The organism is Variovorax davisae, from assembly GCF_030316845.1.
Taxonomy (GTDB): Bacteria; Pseudomonadota; Gammaproteobacteria; order Burkholderiales; family Burkholderiaceae_C; genus Variovorax; species Variovorax davisae.
The window spans coordinates 19,976-43,899 of record NZ_JASZYS010000022.1; the positions used below are offsets into that span (position 1 = coordinate 19,976).

Genomic DNA, 23,924 nt, shown 5'->3' on the forward strand with positions numbered 1-23,924 from the left:
TCGCCGATGCCGCAGGCGTCAGATCACGGCCGGCAACGGAGGACGATGACCAAGTCGCGCGTGAGCGGCTGCTGTGGAATACCTCGAACCGGCGCTCCGGGCCCGTTGCGGACTTCTCCAAGCCCACCGGGAACGGCAGGTCCCCCGCATCAAACGGACCTAGCCTCGATGTCGGCATTCGCTGCAGAGCGGCACCTTGGCGGACGGCCGGGCTAAGGCGCCACCCGCACCACAGGTGACTTCCACTGCCCGCTCAGCAGTTCGGCCTTCGGCAAGTAGTACCGCATGGTCAGCATGAATGGTCCCGTGGGCGCAGGCAGCCAATTGGCCTCCTTGTCCTTGCCCGGCGATTCGTTCTGGATGTAGATCGTGAGCCCGCCATCGGCGTCGGGCCTGAGGTCCGCCAGCATGGGCGAATTGATCAGGTAGCGGTCGAGCTCGTTCTTCACCAGCAGTTGGTCAGGCAGGCCGTACATCGTGAGCGACCAGAAGGCGTTCACCGGTGGAAGCTGGCCCTTCGCAAAGCGCAAGGTGTAGCGGTTCTTGCTGCCGTCCAGCGCCTGACCCGACGCATCCTTTTCGTAGATCGGATAGAGCGCCTCTTCTCGTGAGTTGGCGCCGATTCCCACCTGCGCGCCGACGGCGCGGTCCAGGTAGTTGTTCTTCAGGTAGGCGCGGGTGCCAAAGAGCGTGTCGATCTTTCCCGCCAGTTGCGCGCGGCGAGCATCGATCTGCTTTTGCCCGTCGACCATGCCTTGCTCCATGGCGGTCCTGATGTCGGGGGGCAATGCGGCCACGTCGAACTTCCTGCCTGGCGTGATGCCCGCTTGCGCAAAGCGGGCGCGCAGCGCCTTCTCGCTGGGATGTGTGGGCGCGAACTGAAGGACGAAGTTGAAAACGTTGAAGAACTCAAGCGACGTGCGCTGCTCCGTCGCGCTCAGCGGCTTGATCCATTCGGGTTCGGTCAGCGGTGCGGGCGCGGTCTTGCCGGTGAAGGCCGAAAGCGTCTCGACCTTGTAGCCTGCCTGGATCTGCTTCACTTTGTCCAGGTCTGCCGGATTGAACAACTGGGTACGCCCGATAACGTTGATCATCTCGGTCTCGGAACGGATCACCTTCGTGATGCCATTGGGCGCCTTGCCTTTCCACTGCGGCCCCGCGATCAGGAACTTGCCGCCGCCGTTCCCCGTGGTCCTGGTTCCCAGATAGTCGAAGTTGAACGTGTACAGGTCCATCATCTGGAAGACGTAGTAACGGTTCTTCTCGATGGCTGGCAGCGTGAGCACGATCGGCTCTGCACGCAGGTCAAGGCCGAGGAAGGTGTAGGGCGTGTCGGAGTTCGGCGTGACGAAAGCCTTGTCGTCCGGCGTGAACACCCGAGCGATGTTCAACACCGAATTGAAGGGTCCCTTGTATTCAGGGTTGCCTTTCGCGATGGAGAACGCGTACATCGTTCTGTAGCTGTCTTCCATGGGAAAGCCGTAGATGTAGGCCTCCCTTGCGATGTCACGCGCTTGCGCAGGCGAAAGCGCGGTCGCGGCGATGGCGGACGGCAGCGCTGCGAGCGCCACGGATCCCGCAAATGCCAGTGAGATGGAACGTCTCTTGATCATCAGATTCCTATGTATTGAGGGTATGGATGGGCTTGGACCTGCTCACTTGGACGTGCTTGCCGGCGTCAGCGGCGGCAGCTTCCACGTGCCGTCCATGGCCGCCTTGCTCGGACCGTAGATGCGGGCCACGGCGCTGTACTTGCCGTCGGGTGCGGGCAGCCAGTTGGACTCCTTGTCCGCACCCGGCGAGGCATGCCCAACATACAGCGTCAGGCCGCCGTCGGCGTCGCGCCGCAGACCTTTAGTGCGGTCGCCAATCGAGTAGCGCTTGAGGTCGTTGGCATACAGGAAGCGGTCGGGCAGCGTGTAGAGGGTGATGGACCAGAAGAACTTGGCGGGCGGCAACGCCCCTTTGGTGAAGTGGATGGTCTGCAGCTGGGTGCCGTCACCCACGTAGCCGCCGTACCACGCCTCCACCAGCGAGTTTCCGTACAGGCCCTTCTCAGCCGCGATGGCGCGCGTCAGATAGTCGTTCTTCAGGTCGGCCCGCGTGCCGAAGAGACCGTTGGACGACAACGTGACCTTGGCCTTTGCCGCCAGCGCATCCTGCGCATCCTTCACACCCTGGTCGATGGCGGCCAGCGTTTCCGGCGGCAGGCTTGCGGCGTCAAACGGCTTGCCGGGGCCGATGCCGATGGTCGCAAAGCGCTTCATCAACGCCACTTCGCTCGGGTGCGGCGGCTGCGTGAACTGCAGCAGGAAATTCAGGTAGCCAATGAAGTCGTGCGAACGCGCCTTCGCAACGTCATACGGCGGGAAGGTGATGGACGGCGCGGCAGACGGTGCGGTCTTGTGCTCGTAGCTGCTGAGCGGTTCCAACTTCATGCCGCCTTGCACCGCCTTCACCGCGTCGACGTCTTCCGGCCCGTTCAGCGCTGTGCGCGTCAGGGTCATGACGATGTCGGTTTCCGAGCGGAACACCTTCTTGATGCCGGCAGGCGTCTTTCCCTTCCAGCCGGGGCCGGCAATCATGAATTTGCCAGCTCCGTTGCCGGTGGCACGCGAGCCGACGTAGGCAAAGTTGTAGGTGTACAGATCGACCCATTGCTGCACGTAGTAGCGCTTGTCGGCCACTGCCGGCAAGCTCACCACCCAAGGCTCGGCGCGCAGGTCGAGCCATGCCCAGGAGTACGGCGTGTCGTTGTTGGGCGTGACAACGTCATGATTTTCCGGCGCATAGGCCTCGGCGTAGTGGCGGTACTTGCCGAATCCGCCCACGTACTCGCGTCCGGCGGGCGTACCGACCTGCTTGTACATGGTGTTGTAGTTCTCGAGCATCGAGAAGGAATAGATGTACGCATCCTTCGCGATGGCTCGAATCTGGGCAGGCGATGGCGCAACTTGCGCCAGTGCAGGTGCAGCAATCAGCGAAAGACCGAGCAGCCAGCCAAACTTCAGGGGAGAGCGATTCATGTGCAGGTCCACTCCGGGACGAAGGTAAGGATGAGCCATTGAGCATACCGAATGGTTGGCTCGAGCACCGAGCAGTGCGGGAGGTCAGCCGCAAGTCAGTGTGGGAAGGCCAGACGCTCTTGATGCGTGCGCGCGACCGCTACCGACGACTGTTTTCCGCCTCCAAAGCCGCAATCGGTCGGGCGATGCCACGAGACCGCGTTCGCGTCGTCGCCTTTCGAGCAAGTCATGAACAGCGCCGTCCAGGGCGCAGACATCCAAATTGCATTGCTGCAGTGGCTTTCAAAGGTAACGGGCAGCGTACCGTGAAGTTGCCGCATCCAAGCTGGAGTCGGCGATGAGACCTGGCTACGAACGCAAGTTGCACCCTGGGACGCTTCGCCGTCGCTTGCGCAGTCGCAAGGCGGGATGATAGAAAGCTCACAAAGCGATCACCGGCTCGAGTCGGATTGCTCCCGTGAACAACAAGGAAGGGCCTATTGCCATGTTAGTGCAGCCAGTCAGCCCCATGTGCAGCTCGCGCAACGGGCACCCCGGGTTCCACCGCATCGCTCCCTTCACCCGCACGATCACCGCCATCGCGGCTTCTGTCATTGCCGGCCTCCTTGCATCCACGCATTCCAGACCGGCCAGGGCAGACTGCCTGCCCAACCCGCCAGCCAACGGCCAGACGGTCACCTGCACTGGACCGGCATCCACGACCACACCGCTCGATGCGTCAGCAGCCTCCGGCGTGACGGTCAATATCAACGCGGATGCCGTAATCACGGGCAACGGTAGTGGCAACCTCATCACGCTGGGTGCGGGCGCGCAGCTCAACAACTTCGGAAGCATTCAACCGGTCACGCAGACCATCGGTGTCATCGCGCTTGGAGAAGACAGCACGTTGCGCAACTTTGGGACGCTCACCACGTCGGGGTTCAACTCTCTGACCTTTGCCAGCGTCGGGGCCAACAATGTGATGCGCAATGAGGCCGGCGGGCGGATGACCCTCAATGGCGACCTCGCGGCCGGCCTGCTGGCCTCCGGCACCAATGGCAACCAGCTGATCAACGCGGGGCTGATCACGTTGAACACGGTCCAGGGCTCGGGGATGTATGCGCAGGCCACCAACCTGTCGGTACTCACGAACACCGCCACCGGCATCATCGAATCCAACCTGGACGAAGCGTTCGGGATAGGCGTCGCCGGCGGACTCTTCCACACGCTGCGCAACGACGGCACCATCGTCACGCGCGGCCAAGGCTCGCACGGGATGATCCTGAACGAAGCGAGCGAATCGTCGATGACCAATGCCGGTTCGATCACCACGTCTGGCGGCAGTTCGGAAACCGTGAACCGGGCTTTCGGGATGCTGGTAACTGGTGGATCCGGCAACACCCTGGAGAACGTGGCCGGCGGGTCCATCACGGCCAGCGGCATCGGTTCCAGCGCGATGGAAGTGGCGGGCAGCGCCGCCAACGTGTTGCGCAACATGGGAACCATCAACGTCAGCGGCACGGGAGCACATGGCCTGTACGTGCTGGCCGGGTCGGACAACGCGTTGGAGAACCGCGGCACGGTCAACGTAAGCGGCCAGCGCGGCAACGGCATGCGCTCGGATGACGGCGACACCACCATCACCAACAGCGGCCAACTGCTGGTCGGCGGGCGGGACGCCTTCGGTGTCTTTATGCAGGGCAACAACAACAGCCTGCTGAACACCGGCACCATCCAGGCAACGGGCACCAATTCCGACGGGGTGCTGTCCAACACCTTGGCGGGCAGCTTCATCTCCAGGATCGAGAACACCGGCACCATCACCAGCGCGAGCGGCTTCGGGGTGCGCGGCGTGAACGGCCAGGAAGCCCTGATCAATTCCGGTGTCATCCGCAGCGACGTCGGCACCGCGATCGACCTGCGCGCCGGCAACGACACGCTGACCCTGCGAACAGGCTCGCAGATCACCGGGCTCGCTGATGGCGGCACAGGGACCGACGGCGTCATCCTCGAGGGCACAGGCACCGCCTCCAACGCGTTCGCCAACTTCGAGACCTTGCGGATGACCGGAACCGACTGGACCTTCTCCGGCAGCGGTGCCTTCGGCAACACGCAGATCGAGGCCGGCGTGCTGCGCGTCAGCGGCACGCTGACCAGTCCGGTGACGGTGCAAGCAGGAACCCAGCTGCACATCGGCATCGGGGCAGCGAGCGGCACCGTGGCAGGCAACATCGTCGACAACGGCTCGGTGGTCTTCAATCGCAGTGACAACCTGAACTACGGTGGTGTCATCAGCGGCACCGGGTCGGTGACGAAGAACGGCGCAGGCGTGCTGACTCTCACTGCAAGCAATACCTACTCAGGCGCGACGATCATCAACCAGGGCGTACTGGCCTTCAGCAGCCCCGGCAACCTGGGCTCGCTCGGAAACGCCATCGTGTTCGATGGCGGCACCCTTCGCTACCTGGCATCTGACTTCGGCTTCATCGACCGGCTGGTCAGCCTGCTGGCGGGTGGCGGCGCCGTGGACACCAACGGCTTCTCCAGCGAGTACCGCGGCGTCGCGAGTGGGGCCGGCGCCTTGACGAAGATCGGGGCCGGCACGCTCACGGTGACGGGCAACAACACCTACACCGGCGCGACGACCATTGGCGGCGGCACGCTGCAGGTCAACGGCTCGCTCGCCAGTGCAGCAACAACCGTCCTGAGCGGCGCGACGCTAGGGGGCACCGGCCGCATCGCCGGCTCGGTGGCGGTGCAGGACGGCGGCCAAATCGCGCCCGGCGCCAGCCCCGGAACTCTGACCATCGGCGGTGACCTGTCCCTCGCAGCCGGCGCAGTGCTCGACTATGAATTCGGCCAGGCCAATGTGCCAGGCGGGCCCCTCAATGACCTGATGGTGGTGGGCGGCAACCTGCTGCTCGACGGGACGCTGAACGTCACGCAGTCGGCCGGAGGCAACTTCGGTCCAGGCGTGTACCGGGTCATCAACTACAGCGGCGCCTTGAACAACCAGGGGTTGAATTTGGGCACGCTGCCCGCCAGCAGTGGCCCCTACTTCGTGCAGACCTCGGTGGCCAACCAGGTGAACCTGGTCAACACTCAGGGCGTCGCACTGACCTTCTGGGACGGGCGCGACAGCACGCTCTTCAACAACACCACTGTGAACGGTGGATCCGGCACGTGGCTCGCCTCGCCTGCGAACGATGCCTGGACCGAGAGCAGCGGCACCGTCAATGCGCCGTGGCAGACAAACGGCTTTGCGATCTTCCAGGGCACGCCCGGCGCGCTGACGGTGGACAACGGCGCGGGCCCGGTGACCTTCAGCGGCGCGCAGTTCGCAGTGGACGGCTACACGATCGGTGGCCAGCCGCTGACGACCACGACGCCCTCTACCGTCATCCGCGTAGGTGACGGCACTGCTGCAGGCACCGCGATGACCGCCACCATCGGTGCGGCGATCCAGGGTTCGGGCGGCCTGGTCAAGACCGACGCCGGAACGCTCGTTCTCACCGGCAGCAACACCTACACGGGCAACACCACGGTCGACGGCGGCACCTTGAACGTGCGCGGTGGTGCCATCAACTCACCGGCCGCCACGGTCACCGTCGGCAATTCTGGCAACGGCAGATTGATTCTCGAGAACGGCGGCCGGGTCTCCGGCACAACGAGCGTCGTCGGCGCCAACCCGGGTTCGCAAGGCGCCGTAATGGTCACGGGCAGCGGCTCCGTGTGGACGACCAGCAGCGGCCTCACGATCGGCGACGCCGGTGCGGGGTCGCTCACGGTCGAGAACGGTGGGGTTGTCCAGAGCGAGTTCGCACTCGGCGCATTCCGGGGCGGTGCAACCTCCACCATCCGCGTCAGCGGCGGCGGGTCGCGCTGGACCACCAGCGGATTCCTCAGCCTGCTGTCCGGCACGAGCACGATGACCATCGACCAGGCCGGCTTGGTGCGCGGCGGCAGTGTGGTGATCGGGGAGAACGCAGGCGCGCAAGCCAGGGCCGTGGTCAGCGGGGCAGGCTCCACGTTGGCGAGCGACTCGAGCTTCGAAGTGGCGCGCGCCGGCACCGGCTCGCTGACGGTTTCCGATGGGGGCACGGTGACCAGCGTGCTGGGCTTTGTCGGGCGCGTCGCCGGCGGCGTGGGAAACGCCCTCGTGACGGGCGCCGGTTCGAGTTGGATCAACACGGGCCCCGACCTGACCGTCGGCAATGGCGGCACCGGAACACTGACGATCAACGAAGGGGCCACGGTCAGCGCGCCAGTGACCTACGTGGCGTACTTTCCGGGGTCGGTGGGAACGCTGAACATCGGTGGGGCGACCGGCAACGCGCCTGCCGCGCCAGGCCGACTCGACACGCCCACCTTGACGATGGTCGACGGCACGGCGACGGTCAACTTCAACCACACCTCGTCCGGCTACGAGTTTGCACCACGGATGAGCGGCACCGGCACCGTCAACGCGCTGGCCGGCACCACGATCCTCATGGCCGACAACACCTATGCAGGTGCGACGACGATCGCGGCACCCGCCACGCTTCAACTGGGCAATGGCGGCACGACGGGAAGCTTCATTGGGGACGTGGCGAACAACGGCACGCTGGTGTTCAACCGGTCCGATGCGCTCACGTTCACCGGCTTGATCTCCGGTAGCGGCGGGGTCGTGCAGCAGGGCCCGGGCCTGCTGATCCTGCCTGGCAACCACACCTACGCCGGCCCGACGACCGTGCAGCAAGGCACCCTCTGGGTCAACGGCTCCATCGCCTCCGCCACGACCGTGGCCGCCGCCGGCACGCTGGGTGGTAACGGCACGATCTTCGGCAACGTGTTCAACAGCGGAGTTGTCTCGCCTGGCAACTCGATCGGCACGCTCACGATCAACGGGAACTACGTCGGCCAAGGCGGAAGCTTGCGCGTCGAGTCGCAACTGGGCAGCGACGCTTCGCCCACCGACAAGCTGGTGATCGGCGGCGGCGGCACCGCCACGGGCTCGACCGCCATGCAGGTCGTCAATCTCGGCGGCGCCGGCGCCCTCACCACCGGCAACGGCATCCCGGTCGTCGAGGCGGTGAATGGTGGATCAACGGCGGCGGGTGCGTTCTCGCTGGCGGCACCGGTGGCAGCAGGGCCCTACGAATACGTGCTGTTTCGTGGCGGCTTGACGGCCGGCACGGCCGACAACTGGTACTTGCGCTCGACCGCGCCCCCCACCCCGGTCGCGACGGCGGAAATGCCCGTGCCGCCGCCGGCGCCACAAGCGGCGCCGAACTCCCCTCCCGTGGCGGCAGTTGCACCGGGCCAACCGGCAACGCCGCTGTACCGTCCCGAAGTGGCCGTGCAGGCGGCCGTGCCGGCGCTCGCGGGCGAACTGGGTCTGGTCACGCTCGGCACGTTTCACGAGCGTCGAGGCGAGCAGATGCGCCTGAGTGGCAATGGTCCATTGGCAGCCGGTTGGGGCCGCTTGCTCGGCCAATCGACCGAGCAGCGCTGGTCAGGCGCCGTCAGCCCCGAATTCGATGGCAGCTTGTGGGGCATGCAGGTCGGCGTCGACCTGTACGGCATCGACCGTGCCGACGGCCATCGCGACCGGTTTGGCGTGTTCTTCGGCCACGGGCAGGCGAGCGGCGACGTGAGCGGCACAGCGCTCGGCCGAACGAACATCCCGGTTGGCCGGATCGAGCTGGAGAACAACAGCCTCGGCGCCTATTGGACGCACATCGGTCCGTCGGGCTGGTACGTCGACGGCGTCCTGATGCAAACGTGGTTCGACGGCACCCCGCGCTCCAATCGTGGGGTCGGCACAAGCACCGAGGGGAGCGCCTTCACGGCTTCCCTCGAGGCCGGGTATCCGATTGTGCTGGGTGGCGGCTGGGCACTCGAGCCTCAGGCGCAGATCATCTGGCAGCGCACCTCGCTGGACAGCACACAGGATCGCTTCTCGACGATCGCCTATGACGACACCGACGGCGTCACCGGCCGTCTGGGCGTGCGCCTGCAGGGCGCCATGCAGCAAGGCGGAATGGGATGGCAGCCCTGGCTGCGGGCGAACATCTGGCACGGTTCGCGCGGCGCCGATTCGGTCGTATTCGGTGGCGTGCCGATCGCCACACGCGGCGGCGACACGACGGCGCTGGAAATTGGCGCCGGGGTCGATGTCCAGATCACGCGCGCCGTCGGTTTCTACGCTACGGCCGGCTACACCACGGACATCAGCGGCGACCATCGCAAAGGTTTCAGCGGCAACGCCGGAGTACGGGTGGCTTGGTAGCGTCCAAACCTGAGCCTCGGCTCGTCGGAAGACGGCCGCTTTGCGCCGTGCAATCTCGGTTGCCCGAATGTCGGTTCAGGGCACGGAGCCGACGGACGAGGTGCACGCCTCATGACTGCTTAGCGACCGGTTCCGGACGGGGATTGTTCTACCCCTGAACTTCCGTTCCTGGCCGCGAGTTCCAGTTCGCGGCCGTGCCTGGTAGCCGGCTTTCGACGTGATCGCATCGTCGGCCATAGACCGCTATCGGTTGGGTTTGCGAAATGGCAGTCCCGGCCATGAGCTGCCGCTCGCGCATCTAAAACTCATGACTGCTTCAGGGCGACATCCTGACGTTGCCTCTCGCGCGCGGATAGCGATACGGCCTGTGCGATCCACTCCAAGATGGCTAGATCGGCAGCGGTGGCCGCAACCGTCAGCGCGCTCATGTAAATGTTCCCTTCGACTGTGGCAATCAGATGATCATGCCGCCGTTGGGGCTGATCACCTGCCCGACCAGGTAGTGTTCGTCCGAGGCAAGGTACACCGCGAGCGAGGCGTATTCCTCAGGCCGGCCGACTCGCCCGAGCGGGATCAACTGGTTCACGCGGTTCCTCTGCTCTTCGCTGGCACGCGCGAGATAGTCCTCCAACGGCGGCGTCAGGATGCCGCCGCAGGCGATGGCATTCACGTAGATGTTGGCGCCGGCGACATCCAGCGCGCTGGTCTTGGTCAGGCTGATGACGCCGGCCTTGGTCGCCGAGTAGCCGGGGCTGTGCGTGCTGCCAGCGCCCAGCCCGGCGATCGAGGCGTTATTGATGATCTTGCCCGAGCGCCGTGGCTCCATGAGACGCAGCGCTGCGCGGGTGCAAAAAAACACGCCGTGCATGTTGACTCCCCACCATTTGAGCCAGTCGTCGTCGGACAGCGAAGACACGATGCCCAGCGACTGGCGCGGCATCGGCGTCGTCACGTATTGCTGGTGCAGGTTGCGCCGTGTCTCCTCGGCGGGCGCATTGGGCACGCGCGCGGCGTTGTTGACCAGGATGTCGACCGTGCCGAAGCGCTGCACAGCCTGCGTGAACATCGCGTCGACGGCGGCGCTATCGGAGACATCGCAGCGCAGCGCGAGGCATTGCACACCCTGTGCCTCGAGCCGAGACTGCGTGTGTTGCAGCGCCCCCTGGTCGATGTTGCACAGCACCAGATGCGCGCCCTCGTCGGCCATCGCCTCTGCAATCACGCCGCCCAGGCCAGGGCCGGCGCCGGTGACCAGGGCGACCTTGCCGGCCAGGCGGGCCGCACGCAGTCTCTTCTCTTCATTCATCTGGTGCCTCATGAGTAAGCAAGGCCAGTCGCGCGGGCCAACTCAGAACCCGACGTTCTTGGCGCCCTTGAGCGAAAGAATCTCGCGCGCCTGCGCCGGCGTCGCGACCTGCAGGCCAAGCCCTTCCAGGATCTCGCGGACCTTGCGCACCTGCTCCGCGTTCGACTCGGCCAGCTTTCCTGGAGCGATCCACAGGCTGTCTTCCAGCCCGACGCGCACATTTCCCCCCATCGACGCAGCCATGGCCGCCACCTTCATCTGATTGCGGCCCGCGCCGAGCACCGACCATCGGAAGTCGTTGCCGAAAAGGCGGTCCGCGGTGCGCTTCATGTGCAGGACGTCGTCCGGATGTGCGCCGATGCCGCCCAGGATGCCGAACACGGTCTGGACGAAGAAGGGCGGCTTGACGAGCCCGCGATCGATGAAGTGGGCCAGGTTGTAGAGGTGCGAGGTGTCGTAGCACTCGAACTCGAAGCGCGTGCCGCTGGCCGACAGTTCCCGCAGCGAGGTTTCGATGTCACCGTAGGTGTTGCGGAAGACCAGGTCCTTGCTGCCCTCCAGGTACGACCGCTCCCAGTCGTGCTTGAATTCCTTGAAGCGATCCAGCATCGGGAACAAGCCGAACCCCATCGAACCCATGTTCATCGAGGCGACCTCGGGCTGCAACTCGGTCGCGGGTCGGATGCGTTCTTGCACCGACATGTAAGGCGAGCCGCCGGTAGTCAGGTTGACCACCGCATCGCATTCGCCCTTGATGCGCCCCAGAAAGGGCATGAAAGCCTCTGGGCGCTGGTCCGGTTTGCCGGTCACCGGGTCGCGGGCATGCAGGTGGATGATGGCGGCGCCCGCCTTTGCCGCCGCGATCGAAGACTCTGCGATTTCTTCTGGCGTCACAGGCAGGTACGGCGACATCGAAGGCGTGTGGATCGCACCGGTGACGGCGCAGCTGATGATGACGACATTCTGTTGGTACATGCGTTGCTCCTTTGGAAGCTTGATTGTTCCGAGTCGGTGGAAGGCCGATTGACCAGGAGTGACATGGATTTACCCCATTGGGACATTCCGAGTACCGACCCATGTCGAAAACGTCTTGTGCCCCAATCAGGTCTCCGCAAGGAGTTGTTGGCTGGCTCGCGGATACAGGCGCTCGTCGTATTCAGACAGGCTGGGAAACCTGAGCAGCGCCTCTTCGCAGCTCAGGGACTGCAAGCGCGTGCGCCATGCTTCGAGAACATGCCGCCGCTGGTCGTCGGATACGTAGGGGATATGCCAACCGACAAAGGGTTCGAGCACACCCATGCCGGTGTAGGCGAGCGTGCCTTGCAGGAGATGCCTGAGCATGTCCTTCAACGGCCCGTGGATACCACTCTCGCCGAACATGTGTTCCTGTCCACCCAGCGTCAGGCTCACGAGTGCACGCTTGCCGCGAAGGCCTCCACGGTCGTAGAAGCGCTTTCCGCCATACACGGTCCCCGAAACCAGCACGCGATCGATCCAGCCCTTCAGGATCGCGGGGGTCGAGAACCAGAACACCGGAAAGTTCAGGATAAGCAGGTCGCACCACAGCAGCTTCTCGAGCTCGGCCTGAATGTCGGCGGCAATCGTGCCCGTCTGCATTCCCTGCCGTTGCTCCAACGCGTAGGTGCAGTAATCGGGATTGGCCCGCACGCCAAAGTCTTCGGCCGACGCAACGGGATTGAACTTCATGGCGTACAGGTCCGAGACCTGCACTTCGTGGCCCTGGTGACGAAGCTCTTCGAGTGCCACCGACTTCAGTGCGGCACTAAAGGAACGGGGCTCAGGGTGAGCGTGAACGATGAAGACCTTCATGGCGCTCAGCCCGTGATGTCTTTGCCGAAGATGGCCCTGGCAATCACGAGCTTCTGGATCTCGTTGGTGCCTTCATAGATCTCCGCGATCTTGCAATCACGGTAGATCTCCTCCACCCGGTAGTGCGAGCCGTCGGCCGCCAGCTCCGCCATGAAGCCATAGCCGCCGAAGATCTGCACGCCATCGCGCGCGAACTCGGCAGCGAGGTTGGTCGCGTACCACTTCGCCATGGCCGCCTCGGGCTCCGGAAATGCCTCGCCCGCATCCATGCGCAGGGCAGCCTTCATGTAGAGGTTGCGCGCATTCTCGATCTCGGTGGCGCGCTCGGCCAGCTTGAACTGCCAGTACTGGAACTGCGCGATCTTCTTGCCGAATGCCTGCCGCGTTTTCAGACGCTGGACGCCGTGGTCGAACGTGGCCTGCGCCATGCCGACGCCGCTCGCGGCGATGCCGATGCGTCCGTAGGTCAAGGTCTGCAAGGCAATCTTGAGACCGCCGCCGACAGCGCCGACGACGTTCTCCGCCGGAACCTGCACGTTGTCGAAATAGATGTCGGCGGTCAACTGGCCGTGATTTCCCATCTTCCGATCGGGCGCGCCGACGCGGACGCCCGGTGAATCCAGGTCGATCACGATCTCCGTCATGCGGCCTTCCTCCGCGCACAGCAGCACGACGAAATCGGCGACCGGCGCGTTCGTGATGAAGCGCTTGCGGCCGTTGACCACATAGCTGCCGCCCTCGCGGTTCGCGAAGGTCTGCATCGTCTTGATGCTCAGGTCCGTGCTGGCATCGGGCTCGGTGGTGGCGAAGCTGCCGATCTTCTCGCCGGCCAGCAGGGGCGCGAGGTAGCGCTGTTGCAGCGCAGGCGATGCATGTTCCAGCGCATGGCCGGCCAGGATGCAATGCACGTCGACGACGGCCGCAACGGAGTTCGAGTGGTAGGCCAGTTCCTCGATGAGCGCGGCGGTGGCGCAGGCCGGGTACTTCAGCCCGCGTCCGCCCACCTCGGCCGCGAAGGGAACGCGGAACAGGCCGGCATCGGCCATCTTGCGAAACAGCTCGCGCGGGAAATTCTCGACCGACTCCTCGCGGTGGCCGATCTCCCACGCCACCGGCGCGACGTGCTCGTCGGCGAAGCGGCGAACTTCCTCGCGGATGGCCAGCGTTTCCGCGGGCGTGAGCAGGTCGTGATAGAGCTTCGGTTGATGGCGCCCGGGCGCCTGCTGTGTCAGTGCAATGGTGTTGTCTCCGGCGTTCATGTCTCGTGTTTCCTGTGGGGGGTGGTGGGCGCTGCCGGCCCGTTGATGTGAGACGAGTCTAGGTTTCGGGGCTTCCGCGGTACATTGGCGAAATTGACGTTTTCAATGCGAAATCGGACAACCCATGCCTCGTGCCGCAATCCTTGCCTTTGACGGCTGCTATGCCTCCAGCCTTGGCGGGTTCGCCGACATCCTGCAGGTGGCGAATTCGCATTTGCGTAGGCAGCAGGGTGCTTCCGCGGCGCTCTTTGAGTGGCGCTTCGTGTCGCTGACGGGCGAACCCGTTGCAGCAAGCAATGGCCTGCAACTGCAGACACATAAGGTCGGCGCGCGTGAACATTTCGACCTCGTCTTCATACCGAGCCTGCACTACGCCGGCCACTCGAAGTTCGACCAGTTGCTCAAGGATCAGTCCACCGTGTGCGCGTGGCTCACATCGCAGTGGCGTCGCGGCGCCTGGCTCGCGGCCAACTGTACGGGCACCTTCATCCTGGCTCAGACAGGTCTCCTGGACGGGCGCATCGCCACGACGACCTGGTGGTTGGAACGACAGTTCCGTACGCGCTTTCCGCGTGTCGATCTGCAATTGCGACCCGTGCTCACGGAAGTCGATCGCCTGCTCTGCGCCGGCGCCTCGGCGTCTTACCTGCTGCAGGCGGTTCGAGTAGTCGAACGATTCTCCGGCCCGGCGATCGCGTCGCAATGCGCCAAGAGCATGCTCATCGACGTCAGCCAGACGACCCAGACGCCCTACCTGCCCATGCTCGCGGACATCAGCCACACCGACGCGGTGGTTCATCGCGCGCAGCACTGGTTGCAATCGAACATGGCCCGACCCGTGCGCATATCCGAGCTTGCTGCCGAGTTGGCCGTGAGCGAAAGGACGTTGGTCCGACGCTTCGGCGCCGTCCTCGATCAGTCCCCGCTGACCTACTTGCAACACCTGCGTATCGACTCCGCTCGAGCCCTCCTGGAAGCCAGCGATCTCGGCGTCGATCAGATCGCGTCACAGGTGGGCTACAACGACCCCAGTTCCTTTTCGCGGCTGTTTCGCGAGCGCATGGGACTGAGCCCGGGCGCCTATCGAAGTCGATACCAGTCCATGGGTGCCGAGTCCCCCTAGACCTCAACGCAGCGCCGCAGCTTCGACAAGTCAACTGCGGATGGGATCGCTTCAAGGCGGGCATTCGTGCTTTCCCGCACATTCCCGGATTGATAAATGGATGTCTCCGTCCGTCAATTGCGAACATCCGTCGGCATTGCAAACTTCTCCCTTGTTGAACGCCGAAAGCCAAGTGACGCGTGCTGATTCCTCCGCTGATATTGACGCGAGTATGGCGCATGAAACTTCGTGATTTGCCGATGACAATACGACGTGATCGGGTGCGCTGGGCGTCGCTCGCGGTGGCATGCATCGCCGTCGCGGATCCTTGGCGCATGGCTGCTGCAGCGCTCGATTCCGCGCCACATCGTGCTCGCGTCCGGCCTGCAAGACGGCATGTACCACCAGTACGCGCGGCGCTACAAAGAGATTCTGGCGCGCGAGCGCGTGACGGTTGAGGAGCGCATGACGGGCGGCGCGGAAGAGAACGCGCGCTTGACTTGGAACTGTTGAGCCTGGCACGCGCGGAAGCCTATCAGCGCAAGTTTTCATACATCACAAAGTTGACTTTGCCACCCGGGACGATCGATCTTGAACAACACATTCCCGTGACTGACGTCAAGTTGATCGGAACCAGGGCGATGTTGGTTTCGCGCGAAGGGTTGTCGCCGCCAATCGTCAACCTGCTCCTCGAAGCACCGGTGCGTTGCCGATCCGGCAATGGCTGGAAGACTTGGGCCGGATCGAGCAGGCCGCCGCGCGAGGCCGCACCCCTGTGAGCTACGCCAGCGAAGCCTTTACGCTACGCGAGCACATTGGTCTGGTTCGCCAGCAAGTGGCCGCAAAGGCGCAAGGCGCGAGCGCCGGTGCGGGTGGAGGCAACGAGATGTCGGGGCCGCACTGAGTGCAAGAAAGCGAACTCCTACTTGGTGCCGCCTTTGACCTTTTCGACGGCTTCCTTCGCCGCAACCCGGTTTTCCTGCATCAGCCGATAGCCGACGTAGTACTTGTAGATGTTGTTGACATAGGTGATCGTCTCCTGCCCGATCTTCTCGGCCACCACATACTCCACGTTCTGGAACCAGACGTTGGGGTCGAGGCCGCGCTTGGCAGCCTCCTTGCGCATCGATGAAATGCGGCCCGCACCGGCATTGTACGAGGCGAAGGCGAACAACGCCTTGTCCAGTGGCGTCATGGGTTCCTTCTCGTAGTACTGGTCGATCATCCAGCGCATGTACTTGACGCCTGCGTGGATATTTGCCTCGGTCTGCGTGATGTCGCCCACCTTCATGTCCTTGCCGGTGGCGGGCATCAGTTGCATGACGCCGATGGCGCCCACCTTGCTCTTTGCGTTCTGGTTGAGCTGAGACTCCTGGTAGCCCTGAGCGCCCATCAACACCCAATCCACGTTGTACTGGTCGCCGAACTTGCGGAAATAGTCGACCAGCGCCTGAAACTTCTTGCGCTCTTCTTCCGAAGCCGCATCCTTCACGTACTTGACGTTCTTCAGGTAGCGCGTCAGCAGCTGGTTGCCCATCGAAGTGCCGAGCTTGTTGCGATTGGCGAAGTCGTCCACCAGCGCCTTGAGTTGCGGACTGTCCTTGCGAATAGCCCAGGCGATCTCGCCGCCGGTGCGAACTGCCACATTGTCGTGCACGGTGACCTTGGGGAATATCTGCTTCCAGAATTCTGCGATGTACTTGTCAACAACGACGATGGGGACGAGGCCGGCATTGAGCATCTCGAGAAGGTCCTCGTCTTCCAGCGTTTCCGGGGCTTCCTTGAGATTGACCGGTGCCTTCTTTTCGGCGGCGAACCTCTTGTTGAGCGCCAGGAGGCTTTCGTAGTAGCTCGACGACTTGCGCACGAAAACGTCCTTGCCGGCGAGATTGTCCAGGTCTGCAATCTTCGGTGAGGCCGGCCCCGTTACCACAACCTCGCTGACGTTGCTCATTCCCGCTGAGGAGAAGTCCACCAGCTTCTGGCGCTCCGGCGTGATCGTGAGATTGGCTGCGGCGATGTCGCCCTTGCCCGCGGCAAGTCCAGTGAGCAGTTGGTCGTGCCCCATCGGGATAAAGACCACCCGCACCTTCAGGTTCTTGTTCTTGAGCTTGCCTTCGGCCGCAAGCCTCTTGTTGAGTTCGTCCTCCAGCAGCCGAAAGTGGTCGACGACGATGCCGCGGTTCACGCCCTTGTCGACGAAAAAGAAGGTCTTGCTGTTGACGGTCAGCACGCGGATCACGCGCCGCTCGATCATTCCGTCGAGGTCGCCGGTCCACGGTTTCGCGTGGGTCAGGTCGATCGTCAGGGTTTTTCCGGGCTCCTTCTTCGAGCCCGGTTCCTGGGCGAACGCGAGGCCTCCGCACAGCAATAAGGCAAGCGCAAAGCGCAGCAGTCGACGGTCGGTGTTCATCTTCGAGTTCCTCCGGTTTTGTGCGCTGCGCGTAGGGCGCCTTAGGTCTGGCCTGTGTCAGCATGCTGCGCCTGTTGGTGGATCGGTGCAACCGCGCTAGCACCACTCGAGCATGCACGGGTTTTCCCCGAGATGTCCCGGGATGGCAACCCCGTGTCCCGGCAGGTCAATCGTCAAAGTTCCTTCGACGCGGACACTGGCTCTCGTACGAATGCGCCGACTTGACGCCGCAAGCCGTCCGACGAATGCGGGGCGACGGCGCGCAACTGAAGCGCGTACAGTGCAAAGCGCGATCGGCTACACCCCTCTCACCACGTCCATGCAGGAGGATGTCGATGTCAACTCTCTCTTTGACACGCTCGGCATTTGCCGCAGTGGCTTTCATTGCCAGCGTTGCCGGATTGCTGATCTTCGCCTACCAGCAGGGGATGCTCAGCCGCCGGGAAGGACCCGTCAGGATTTGGCGCTACTGGGCCGGGCGTCCATAGACAAACCAGAGCTTGCCAAGGACCAATTGACCCTGGCTCACGACGTGGCGGTGGCGGCCAGAGACGAAGAAGGATCCCAGCGCACCGCAAAGCTGCTGGGCAGACGACTACTTGCCCCAAGCGAACACCAGCAAATAGGGGCGCTGCATGAAGAGGAACGCCGCCATGAATACGCTCCGTGAAGCTGATCTCGAACTGGAAGCGCGCATGTCCCGGAAGCTGCTTGACGTCTTCATCAGGGCGGGCCTGATCCTGGCCTTGACGCTGCTGTGCTACCAGATCTTTTCGCCATTCCTGTCGCTGATGGTCTGGGCCCTCATCCTGGCGGTCACCCTCTATCCGGCACATCAAAGACTCGCCACCAAGCTCGGGGGGAAACAGGGGCTTGCGGCCACCTTGCTGGTGCTCGGTGGCATCGTGCTGATCGTTGCCCCCACCGCCGTGCTGTTGGCCTCCATGGGCGATTCGGTTCATAACTTGGTCGCCAGCGTGCGCGACGACAGCGTGCGGATTCCCGAGCCCCCAGCAAGCGTGGCCGAATGGCCCGTTGTCGGAAAAAGGGTCCACGCCCTCTGGTCCCAGGCCCATGAGGATTTGCTGAGCGTGGTCCGGCGGATGCAGCCGCAGATCGGAGACCTAGCCCGGAAAGCGCTCGAGATGGTGGCCGGTATCGTCGGCACGGTGCTGCTGTTCCTGGCGTCCTTCATCATCGCCGGGATCATCATGGCCTTTGGTGAGTCGGGAGCCGCAAGCACCCGGCGCATCTTCGGCCGCATCGTGGGGCCGCTGCGCGGCGGAGAGTTTGTAAGACTTTCCACCGCGACCATTCGCGCCGTGGCGCTGGGCGTCCTCGGCGTCGCCTTCGTTCAGGCCATCGTGGTGGGTCTGGTCATGATGGTCGCCGGAGTTCCGTTCGCAGGTGTGCTCGCAATGGTCGTGCTGGTACTGGGTGTCGCGCAGGCGCCTGCGCTCATCGTCACCTTGCCAGTCATCGCCTATCTCTGGATGAGCGGTGAATACGGCACCGCTTCGGCCGTCCTCTACAGCGTGCTGCTGTTCGTTGCGGGGATGCTTGACAACGTCTTGAAGCCGCTGCTTCTGGGCCGCGGTGTCGATGCGCCCATGCCCGTAGTCCTGCTGGGCGCACTGGGCGGCCTGGCAAGCGCCGGCATCGAAGGAATGTTCGTCGGTGCGACCCTATTGGCCCTGGGTTATCAGATCTTCATGTGGTGGGTCGCAACCCATCCGGACACCTTGCCATCGGAGCGCGCCTCGCAGGCTATCGACTAGGTGTCGACTTGCAACGGGTCATTCCCGCCGGGGCGGGAGGCTGGCGGCGTGTGGCCCAAGGCCGAAGGCGGTCACGGGCGCAGCCCTGCCAATGATCGACCTTCGTGCAGCACCTCCGTGTCCCGAGAGGGAAATTCGGTGTCCCCATCTGTCAATCGGCGATCGAGCTGCGCGCAGACACTGCCTTCACGCGATGTCCCGCCCCATGTCGCGCCCAAAAACTCACCCAAGAGACAACGCCATGAATCCCTCGCTGCCCGCCCCTGCCGCCAAACCCTTCTCCGCCGCCTTCGCCCGCTTGCCGCGTGCCTACCCATGGGTGGTCTTCGCACTCACCTTCGGCCTGATGCTGTCCGACTACCTCTCGCGGCAAGTCATTGGTGCCGTGATCCCGGCACTCAAGGCCGACTGGGGCTTGCTGGACTCGCAACTCGCGATGCTGGTGAGCGTGGTTGCACTGGTCGTCGGCGTCCTGACGGTGCCGATGTCGCTGGTCGCCGACCGCTGGGGCCGGGTCAGGAGCATCACGCTCATGGCCTTCGTCTGGTGCCTGGCGACCATCGCGTGCGGCCTGGCGCAAAACCACGGGCAGCTGCTGTGGGCACGGGCCTTTGTGGGCCTGGGCGAAGCAGCCTACGGCGCTGCAGGGGCCGCGCTGCTCGCGCACGTGTTTCCGGCCAGGCAGCGTGCCGCCGTACTGGGCGCCTTCTTGTCGGCGAGTCTGTTCGGCTCGGTGCTCGGCGTGGTTCTGGGAGGCGTCGTCGCAGCCCATTCCGGCTGGCGCATGGCCTTCTTCGTGGTGGGCGCGCCGGGGCTGCTGCTGGCCTTGATCTATCCTTTCGTCGTGCGCGACTACACGACCGTCGAGTTGACGCCGGACGTTGCGCGCGGCGGCGAGGCGCCCAAACGTCCCGGCCTGGCGCAAGTAGCGCGCGAGGTGTTTGCCGTGCGTTCAGGCAATTTCACCTACCTCGCCAGCGGTTTGCAGATGGCGATGCCGGCCATGCTCATCGCGTGGCTGCCGACCTACTTCACCCGCTACCACGACATGGACGTGAAGAAGGCCGGGCTGATGGCCGGCGTGGCCGTCCTGGCGGCGGGCATCGGCATGCTTTTCGGCGGTGGCCTGGCCGACCGGCTGAGCCGCAATCATCCGCGGCGTCGAGCCCTGGTCCCGGCCGCCTATTCGCTCCTGACCGCGCTGATCCTGATCGTTGCGTTCGCGCTGCCGCCCGGTCCTCTCGGGCTGAGCATGATCTTCCTCGGCGCCTTGTTCGCCGCGGCGCAAGGCGGATGTTCAAGTGCCATCGTTTGCGATGTCACCCACCCTGGCGTGCGCGCAACTGTCGCGGCCACGATGACATTGGCCAACAACCTGATCGGCCTCGCGCCAGGCCCGCTGATCGTCGGCGTGCTGTCGGACCTGATCGGGCTGAAGCTTGCACTGACGCTGACACCGGGCCTCGCCCTGGCAGCGGCGGTCTGCTTCGTCCTCGCCTCGCGCAGCTACGAATTCGATGCGGCTGCACGCAGTCGGGCCGGGGGCGCGCAGCAAGCGGCCTGACGCGAGTCCTACCCATGAATGTATCCCTGACCCTGGCCGGCTGGCGCAAGCCCGCCCGCACGAACTTCCACGGCATCCTGGTGTCGGTGGTCGTGGCGGTCGCCGCCATCTCGCTGGCGGAGCACTACCGCATCTCATCGATGCTGTTCGCCTTGCTGCTAGGCATGGCGTTGAACTTCCTGTCGACCGAAGGCCGCTGTGTGCCGGGCATCCGGTTCTCGGCAAGCACGCTGCTGCGCATCGGCGTGGCGCTCCTGGGCGTGCGCATCACGTTCGGGCAGATCACGGCGCTCGGCGCCATGCCGGTCGCGATGGCGGTGCTCTCGGTGGCGCTGACGATCTGCTTCGGCGCCGGGTTGGCGCGCCTGATGGGCTACAGGAGCCGGTTCGGCGTGCTCACGGGCGGCGCCGTAGGCATCTGCGGCGCCTCGGCGGCGATGGCGATCGCTGCGGTCATCCCTGTTCAAGCCGACGACAAGCTCAAGGAGCGCGCCACCATCTTTACGGTGATCGGCGTGAGCACGCTTTCGACACTGGCGATGGTGCTCTATCCTATGATCACCAGCCTGCTCGGCCTGGACAGCCAGGAGGCGGGCGTCTTCCTGGGCGGGACGATCCACGACGTGGCGCAGGTGGTCGGCGCCGGCTACGGAATGTCCAAGGAAACCGGCGATATTGCGACCATCGTCAAGCTGTTGCGCGTCGCCATGCTGCTGCCGGTGATCCTGGTGATCACCTTGTCCTACCGCAAGCACCACGTCGCCGGGCCGGGCAGCACACCTAAGCCGCCGCTTCTTCCCTGGTTCGTCATGGCCTTCGCGGTGATCGTCGTCATCAACAGCGTGGGGCTGATTCCCGCGGCCTTGCAACAGGCGTTGCAGACGCTCTCGACCTGGCTGCTGGTGGTCTCGATGGCGGCGATCGGAATGAAATCGCACCTGAAGGACCTTGCCACCGTGGGCCTGAAGCCGATCGTGCTGATGGTGATCGAGACGGCGTTCCTGGCGATCATCGTCGCAATGTTCCTTGTCCTGGCCCATTGAGCCATTTCCTGTCTTCTATCGAGCTATCCACCGCCATGTCACACCCCGAGTTCACCTTTCAATCCCTCGCCGCCCTCGCCGGGCAGCGCGTCGCCTCCTCATCCTGGATCACGCTCGACCAGACCCGCATCGACCTGTTCGCCGAGTGCACCAACGACACGCAATGGATCCATGTCGACAGGGAGCGCGCCAGGACCGACAGCCCCTTCGGCGGCACCATCGCACATGGCTTCCTGACCCTTTCGCTGCTCGCACCCACGGCTTTTGACGTGCTGATCTCGCGCATGGACGTCAGGCAGGTTGTGAACTACGGGCTGGACAAGGTCCGCTTCGTCGCGCCCGTGCGCGCGGGCAAGCGAGTGCGCAACCACGTCAGCATCGTTTCTCTGGAGGACAAGGGCCATGGACGCCACCTGCTGACGACCGAGAACTCGATGGAAATCGAGGGGGAGGCCAAGCCGGCCCTTGTGGCGCACTCCATGGTATTGCTGATCGCCTGACCGCAGGACAAGCACAGAGAGACCAGACATGGCCACACAGACACAGGCACCGACCTCCACCCGGGCGCCCGAACCGAAGAAGGCCTCTTCGGGGAAGCCAGCGATCCACCCCAGGCCCGCCGCGCCCCGCGACCGTGCGCCATCCGATTCGATGGTCGCCATCCACGCACTCATCGACCTGGTGGCACGCGCCAGCGAGAACACGCTGACGCCAAATCCGCTCCTAGGCCTGCAGGCCGGCGATCTCGCTCAGGCCGCGCAGACGCTGCTTGAACTGGCCGCCGCCTCGCCGGACGCCATCGCTGGCGCCACAGCCCGCTATGCAAAGGCCCTGGCACAGATCGTCCAGGGCCGCTCCGAACTCGCTCCCGACCCCAAGGACCGCCGCTTCGCCGACCCAGCCTGGAAGGGCAATTTCCTCTACAAGCGACTGATGCAAAACTACCTGCTCGCGCGCGATGAATTCGACAGACTCGTCGCCGAGTCAACGCTGGGCGAGCGCGAGAAGGGCCAGGCACAATTCCTCACCGCCCTCGTGACCGATGCGTTGGCGCCGAGCAACTGGTTGCTGGGCAATCCGGCCGCCGTGCGCAAGGCCGTCGACTCCAGCGGCATGAGCCTCGTGGAAGGCGCCCGGAACCTCGTGAGCGACTTGCGGCACAACAACATGTTGCCCCGTCAGGTGGACAGCACTCCGTTCCAGATCGGCGAAAACATGGCCAGCTCGCCGGGCCAGGTGGTCTACCGCTGCGAGACCTTCGAGCTGATCCAGTACACGCCCACCACGCCGAAGGTGTATCGGCGCCCGCTGGTCATGGTTCCGCCGCAGGTGAACAAGTTCTACGCAGTCGACCTCGCGCCGGAAAAGAGCCTCGTGAAATGGACCGTGGACAGCGGTGTGCAGATGTTCATGGTGAGTTGGCGCAATCCGACGGCCGTCCATCGGGACTGGGGTGTCGAGCACTACGCCATGGCGCTGGACGAGGCGGTGGACGTAGCGCGTGAGATCACCGGCAGCCTCGACGTGAACATGTGGGGTTCGTGTTCCGGCGGCATGACGCTGGCGGCTTATCTGGGTTGGCTCGCAGGCACCGGAAACCGTAAGGTGGCCAGTGTCACCTTGGCGGTGTGCGTGCTCGACGGCGCGCGCGCGATGAGCGAGAGCACGATGGGCCTGTTCAACTCGCCCGCGGCGGCGCGCCTGGCGCGCTCGCGCGCAAGCAGAAAGGGCGTGGTGGAGGGCTCCGAAATGGCCGCCATGTTCGCCTGGCTGCGGCCCAACGACCTGATCTGGAACTACTGGGTCAACAACTACCTGCTCGGCAACAAGCCGCCGGCTTTCGACATCCTCGCCTGGAACGCAGACACCACGCGGCTGCCAGCAAGATTCCACTCCGACCTGCTCGAGATCATGGAGAAGAACCCGTATGTCAACGCAGGCACGATGACGATCCGGGGCGTTCCAGTCGACCTGTCGAAGGTGGACATCGGCGCCTACGTGATCGGCGGCACCACCGACCACATCACGCCGTGGAAGAGCTGCTACGCGACGGCGCGCGTGTTCGGCGACGACACCACCTTCGTGCTTGCCAACGCGGGCCACCTGCAGAGCCTGATCAATCCGCCGGGCGCACCGAAGGCCTTCTTTGCGAGCGCGCCGAGCCGCCAAGCCGATCCCGACGAATGGGCACGCACCGCGGTGCGCCAGGACGGAAGCTGGTGGCCGCATTGGCGCGCGTGGATGCGGGAACGATCGGGTGAAACGATCGCTGCGCCGGACCAGGCCGGCTCGCCCACCCATCGCCCCTTGTGCGCGGCGCCGGGCGAGTACGTGTTGGTGAAGTAGCGTCGCT

The 23,924-nt window shown here is 64.4% G+C and carries 17 protein-coding genes; 9 read left to right on the forward strand and 8 right to left on the reverse strand.

What is annotated here, in order from left to right; genetic code table 11:
• Positions 1-212: 212 nt before the first annotated feature.
• Together QTI33_RS32950 and QTI33_RS32955 are read right to left on the reverse strand one after the other, a co-directional pair.
• Positions 213-1,613 carry a DUF1254 domain-containing protein gene (locus QTI33_RS32950; RefSeq protein WP_286510799.1) on the reverse strand — a complete coding sequence of 467 codons (1,401 nt, stop codon included), beginning with the start codon at positions 1,611-1,613 and terminating at the stop codon, positions 213-215.
• Positions 1,614-1,655: 42 nt separating this feature from the next.
• Positions 1,656-3,026, reverse strand: coding sequence for a DUF1254 domain-containing protein (locus QTI33_RS32955; RefSeq protein ID WP_286510800.1), 1,371 nt, complete (start codon positions 3,024-3,026; stop codon positions 1,656-1,658).
• A 457-nt stretch (positions 3,027-3,483) separates the two neighbouring features.
• Between QTI33_RS32955 and QTI33_RS32960 the strand changes: the two genes are divergently transcribed.
• Positions 3,484-9,276 carry an autotransporter outer membrane beta-barrel domain-containing protein gene (locus QTI33_RS32960; RefSeq protein WP_286510801.1) on the forward strand — a complete coding sequence of 1,931 codons (5,793 nt, stop codon included), beginning with the start codon at positions 3,484-3,486 and terminating at the stop codon, positions 9,274-9,276.
• A gap of 305 nt (positions 9,277-9,581) precedes the next feature.
• Here the strand turns inward: QTI33_RS32960 and QTI33_RS32965 are convergent, their stop codons facing one another.
• The 5 genes from QTI33_RS32965 to QTI33_RS32985 form a co-directional block, all read right to left on the reverse strand.
• Positions 9,582-9,704, reverse strand: coding sequence for a hypothetical protein (locus QTI33_RS32965; RefSeq protein WP_286510802.1), 123 nt, complete (start codon positions 9,702-9,704; stop codon positions 9,582-9,584).
• Between the two features lie 26 nt (positions 9,705-9,730).
• The gene (locus QTI33_RS32970; RefSeq protein ID WP_286510804.1) at positions 9,731-10,582 is read right to left on the reverse strand and encodes an SDR family NAD(P)-dependent oxidoreductase; all 852 of its coding nucleotides are present in this window, start codon (positions 10,580-10,582) and stop codon (positions 9,731-9,733) included.
• A 42-nt stretch (positions 10,583-10,624) separates the two neighbouring features.
• Positions 10,625-11,557 (reverse strand): 3,5-dioxohexanoate:acetyl-CoA acetone transferase, encoded by a 933-nt coding sequence (gene kce / locus QTI33_RS32975; protein ID WP_286510805.1) that lies wholly within the window; start codon positions 11,555-11,557, stop codon positions 10,625-10,627.
• A 126-nt stretch (positions 11,558-11,683) separates the two neighbouring features.
• Positions 11,684-12,412, reverse strand: a complete 729-nt coding sequence (locus QTI33_RS32980) for an NAD(P)H-dependent oxidoreductase (protein ID WP_286510807.1) — start codon at positions 12,410-12,412, stop codon at positions 11,684-11,686.
• 5 nt (positions 12,413-12,417) lie between these two features.
• Positions 12,418-13,671, reverse strand: a complete 1,254-nt coding sequence (locus tag QTI33_RS32985; protein WP_286510808.1) for an acyl-CoA dehydrogenase family protein — start codon at positions 13,669-13,671, stop codon at positions 12,418-12,420.
• A gap of 124 nt (positions 13,672-13,795) precedes the next feature.
• On the opposite strand from QTI33_RS32985, the gene QTI33_RS32990 reads away from it, so the two are divergent.
• Positions 13,796-14,794: a GlxA family transcriptional regulator gene (locus QTI33_RS32990; RefSeq protein WP_286510809.1), complete on the forward strand. Its 999-nt coding sequence runs from the start codon at positions 13,796-13,798 to the stop codon at positions 14,792-14,794.
• Between the two features lie 479 nt (positions 14,795-15,273).
• Positions 15,274-15,552, forward strand: a complete 279-nt coding sequence (locus tag QTI33_RS32995) for a hypothetical protein (RefSeq protein ID WP_286510811.1) — start codon at positions 15,274-15,276, stop codon at positions 15,550-15,552.
• Between the two features lie 143 nt (positions 15,553-15,695).
• On the opposite strand, the gene QTI33_RS33000 is transcribed toward QTI33_RS32995, so the two are convergent.
• On the reverse strand, positions 15,696-17,186 hold the full coding sequence (locus tag QTI33_RS33000; RefSeq protein ID WP_286510812.1) for an MltF family protein: 1,491 nt from the start codon (positions 17,184-17,186) through the stop codon (positions 15,696-15,698).
• A gap of 280 nt (positions 17,187-17,466) precedes the next feature.
• On the opposite strand from QTI33_RS33000, the gene QTI33_RS33005 reads away from it, so the two are divergent.
• From QTI33_RS33005 to QTI33_RS33030, 6 genes are all read left to right on the forward strand, one after another.
• Positions 17,467-17,856 (forward strand): hypothetical protein, encoded by a 390-nt coding sequence (locus tag QTI33_RS33005; RefSeq protein WP_286510813.1) that lies wholly within the window; start codon positions 17,467-17,469, stop codon positions 17,854-17,856.
• Positions 17,840-18,964 (forward strand): AI-2E family transporter, encoded by a 1,125-nt coding sequence (locus QTI33_RS33010; protein ID WP_286510815.1) that lies wholly within the window; start codon positions 17,840-17,842, stop codon positions 18,962-18,964. Before QTI33_RS33005 ends, QTI33_RS33010 begins: the two co-directional genes overlap by 17 nt.
• Positions 18,965-19,205: 241 nt before the next feature.
• Positions 19,206-20,528: an MFS transporter gene (locus QTI33_RS33015; protein WP_286510816.1), complete on the forward strand. Its 1,323-nt coding sequence runs from the start codon at positions 19,206-19,208 to the stop codon at positions 20,526-20,528.
• Between the two features lie 14 nt (positions 20,529-20,542).
• Complete coding sequence (locus QTI33_RS33020) at positions 20,543-21,571, forward strand: YeiH family protein (RefSeq protein ID WP_286510817.1); 1,029 nt, start codon at positions 20,543-20,545, stop codon at positions 21,569-21,571.
• A 35-nt stretch (positions 21,572-21,606) separates the two neighbouring features.
• The gene (locus QTI33_RS33025) at positions 21,607-22,071 is read left to right on the forward strand and encodes a MaoC family dehydratase (RefSeq protein WP_286510818.1); all 465 of its coding nucleotides are present in this window, start codon (positions 21,607-21,609) and stop codon (positions 22,069-22,071) included.
• 28 nt (positions 22,072-22,099) lie between these two features.
• Positions 22,100-23,917, forward strand: a complete 1,818-nt coding sequence (locus QTI33_RS33030; protein WP_286510819.1) for an alpha/beta fold hydrolase — start codon at positions 22,100-22,102, stop codon at positions 23,915-23,917.
• The last annotated feature ends 7 nt before the right edge of the window (positions 23,918-23,924 follow it).

Coding starts and splice junctions, on each gene's coding strand:
- QTI33_RS33025 (WP_286510818.1), top strand. CDS start 21,607: ATGTCACACCCCGAGTTCACCTTTCAATCCCTCGCCGCCCTCGCCGGG.
- QTI33_RS32955 (WP_286510800.1), bottom strand. CDS start 3,026: ATGAATCGCTCTCCCCTGAAGTTTGGCTGGCTGCTCGGTCTTTCGCTG.
- QTI33_RS33000 (WP_286510812.1), bottom strand. CDS start 17,186: ATGAACACCGACCGTCGACTGCTGCGCTTTGCGCTTGCCTTATTGCTG.
- QTI33_RS32990 (WP_286510809.1), top strand. CDS start 13,796: ATGCCTCGTGCCGCAATCCTTGCCTTTGACGGCTGCTATGCCTCCAGC.
- QTI33_RS32965 (WP_286510802.1), bottom strand. CDS start 9,704: ATGAGCGCGCTGACGGTTGCGGCCACCGCTGCCGATCTAGCCATCTTG.
- QTI33_RS33010 (WP_286510815.1), top strand. CDS start 17,840: ATGAATACGCTCCGTGAAGCTGATCTCGAACTGGAAGCGCGCATGTCC.
- QTI33_RS33020 (WP_286510817.1), top strand. CDS start 20,543: ATGAATGTATCCCTGACCCTGGCCGGCTGGCGCAAGCCCGCCCGCACG.
- QTI33_RS32970 (WP_286510804.1), bottom strand. CDS start 10,582: ATGAATGAAGAGAAGAGACTGCGTGCGGCCCGCCTGGCCGGCAAGGTC.
- QTI33_RS32950 (WP_286510799.1), bottom strand. CDS start 1,613: ATGATCAAGAGACGTTCCATCTCACTGGCATTTGCGGGATCCGTGGCG.
- QTI33_RS33030 (WP_286510819.1), top strand. CDS start 22,100: ATGGCCACACAGACACAGGCACCGACCTCCACCCGGGCGCCCGAACCG.
- QTI33_RS33015 (WP_286510816.1), top strand. CDS start 19,206: ATGAATCCCTCGCTGCCCGCCCCTGCCGCCAAACCCTTCTCCGCCGCC.
- QTI33_RS32980 (WP_286510807.1), bottom strand. CDS start 12,412: ATGAAGGTCTTCATCGTTCACGCTCACCCTGAGCCCCGTTCCTTTAGT.
- kce (WP_286510805.1), bottom strand. CDS start 11,557: ATGTACCAACAGAATGTCGTCATCATCAGCTGCGCCGTCACCGGTGCG.
- QTI33_RS32985 (WP_286510808.1), bottom strand. CDS start 13,671: ATGAACGCCGGAGACAACACCATTGCACTGACACAGCAGGCGCCCGGG.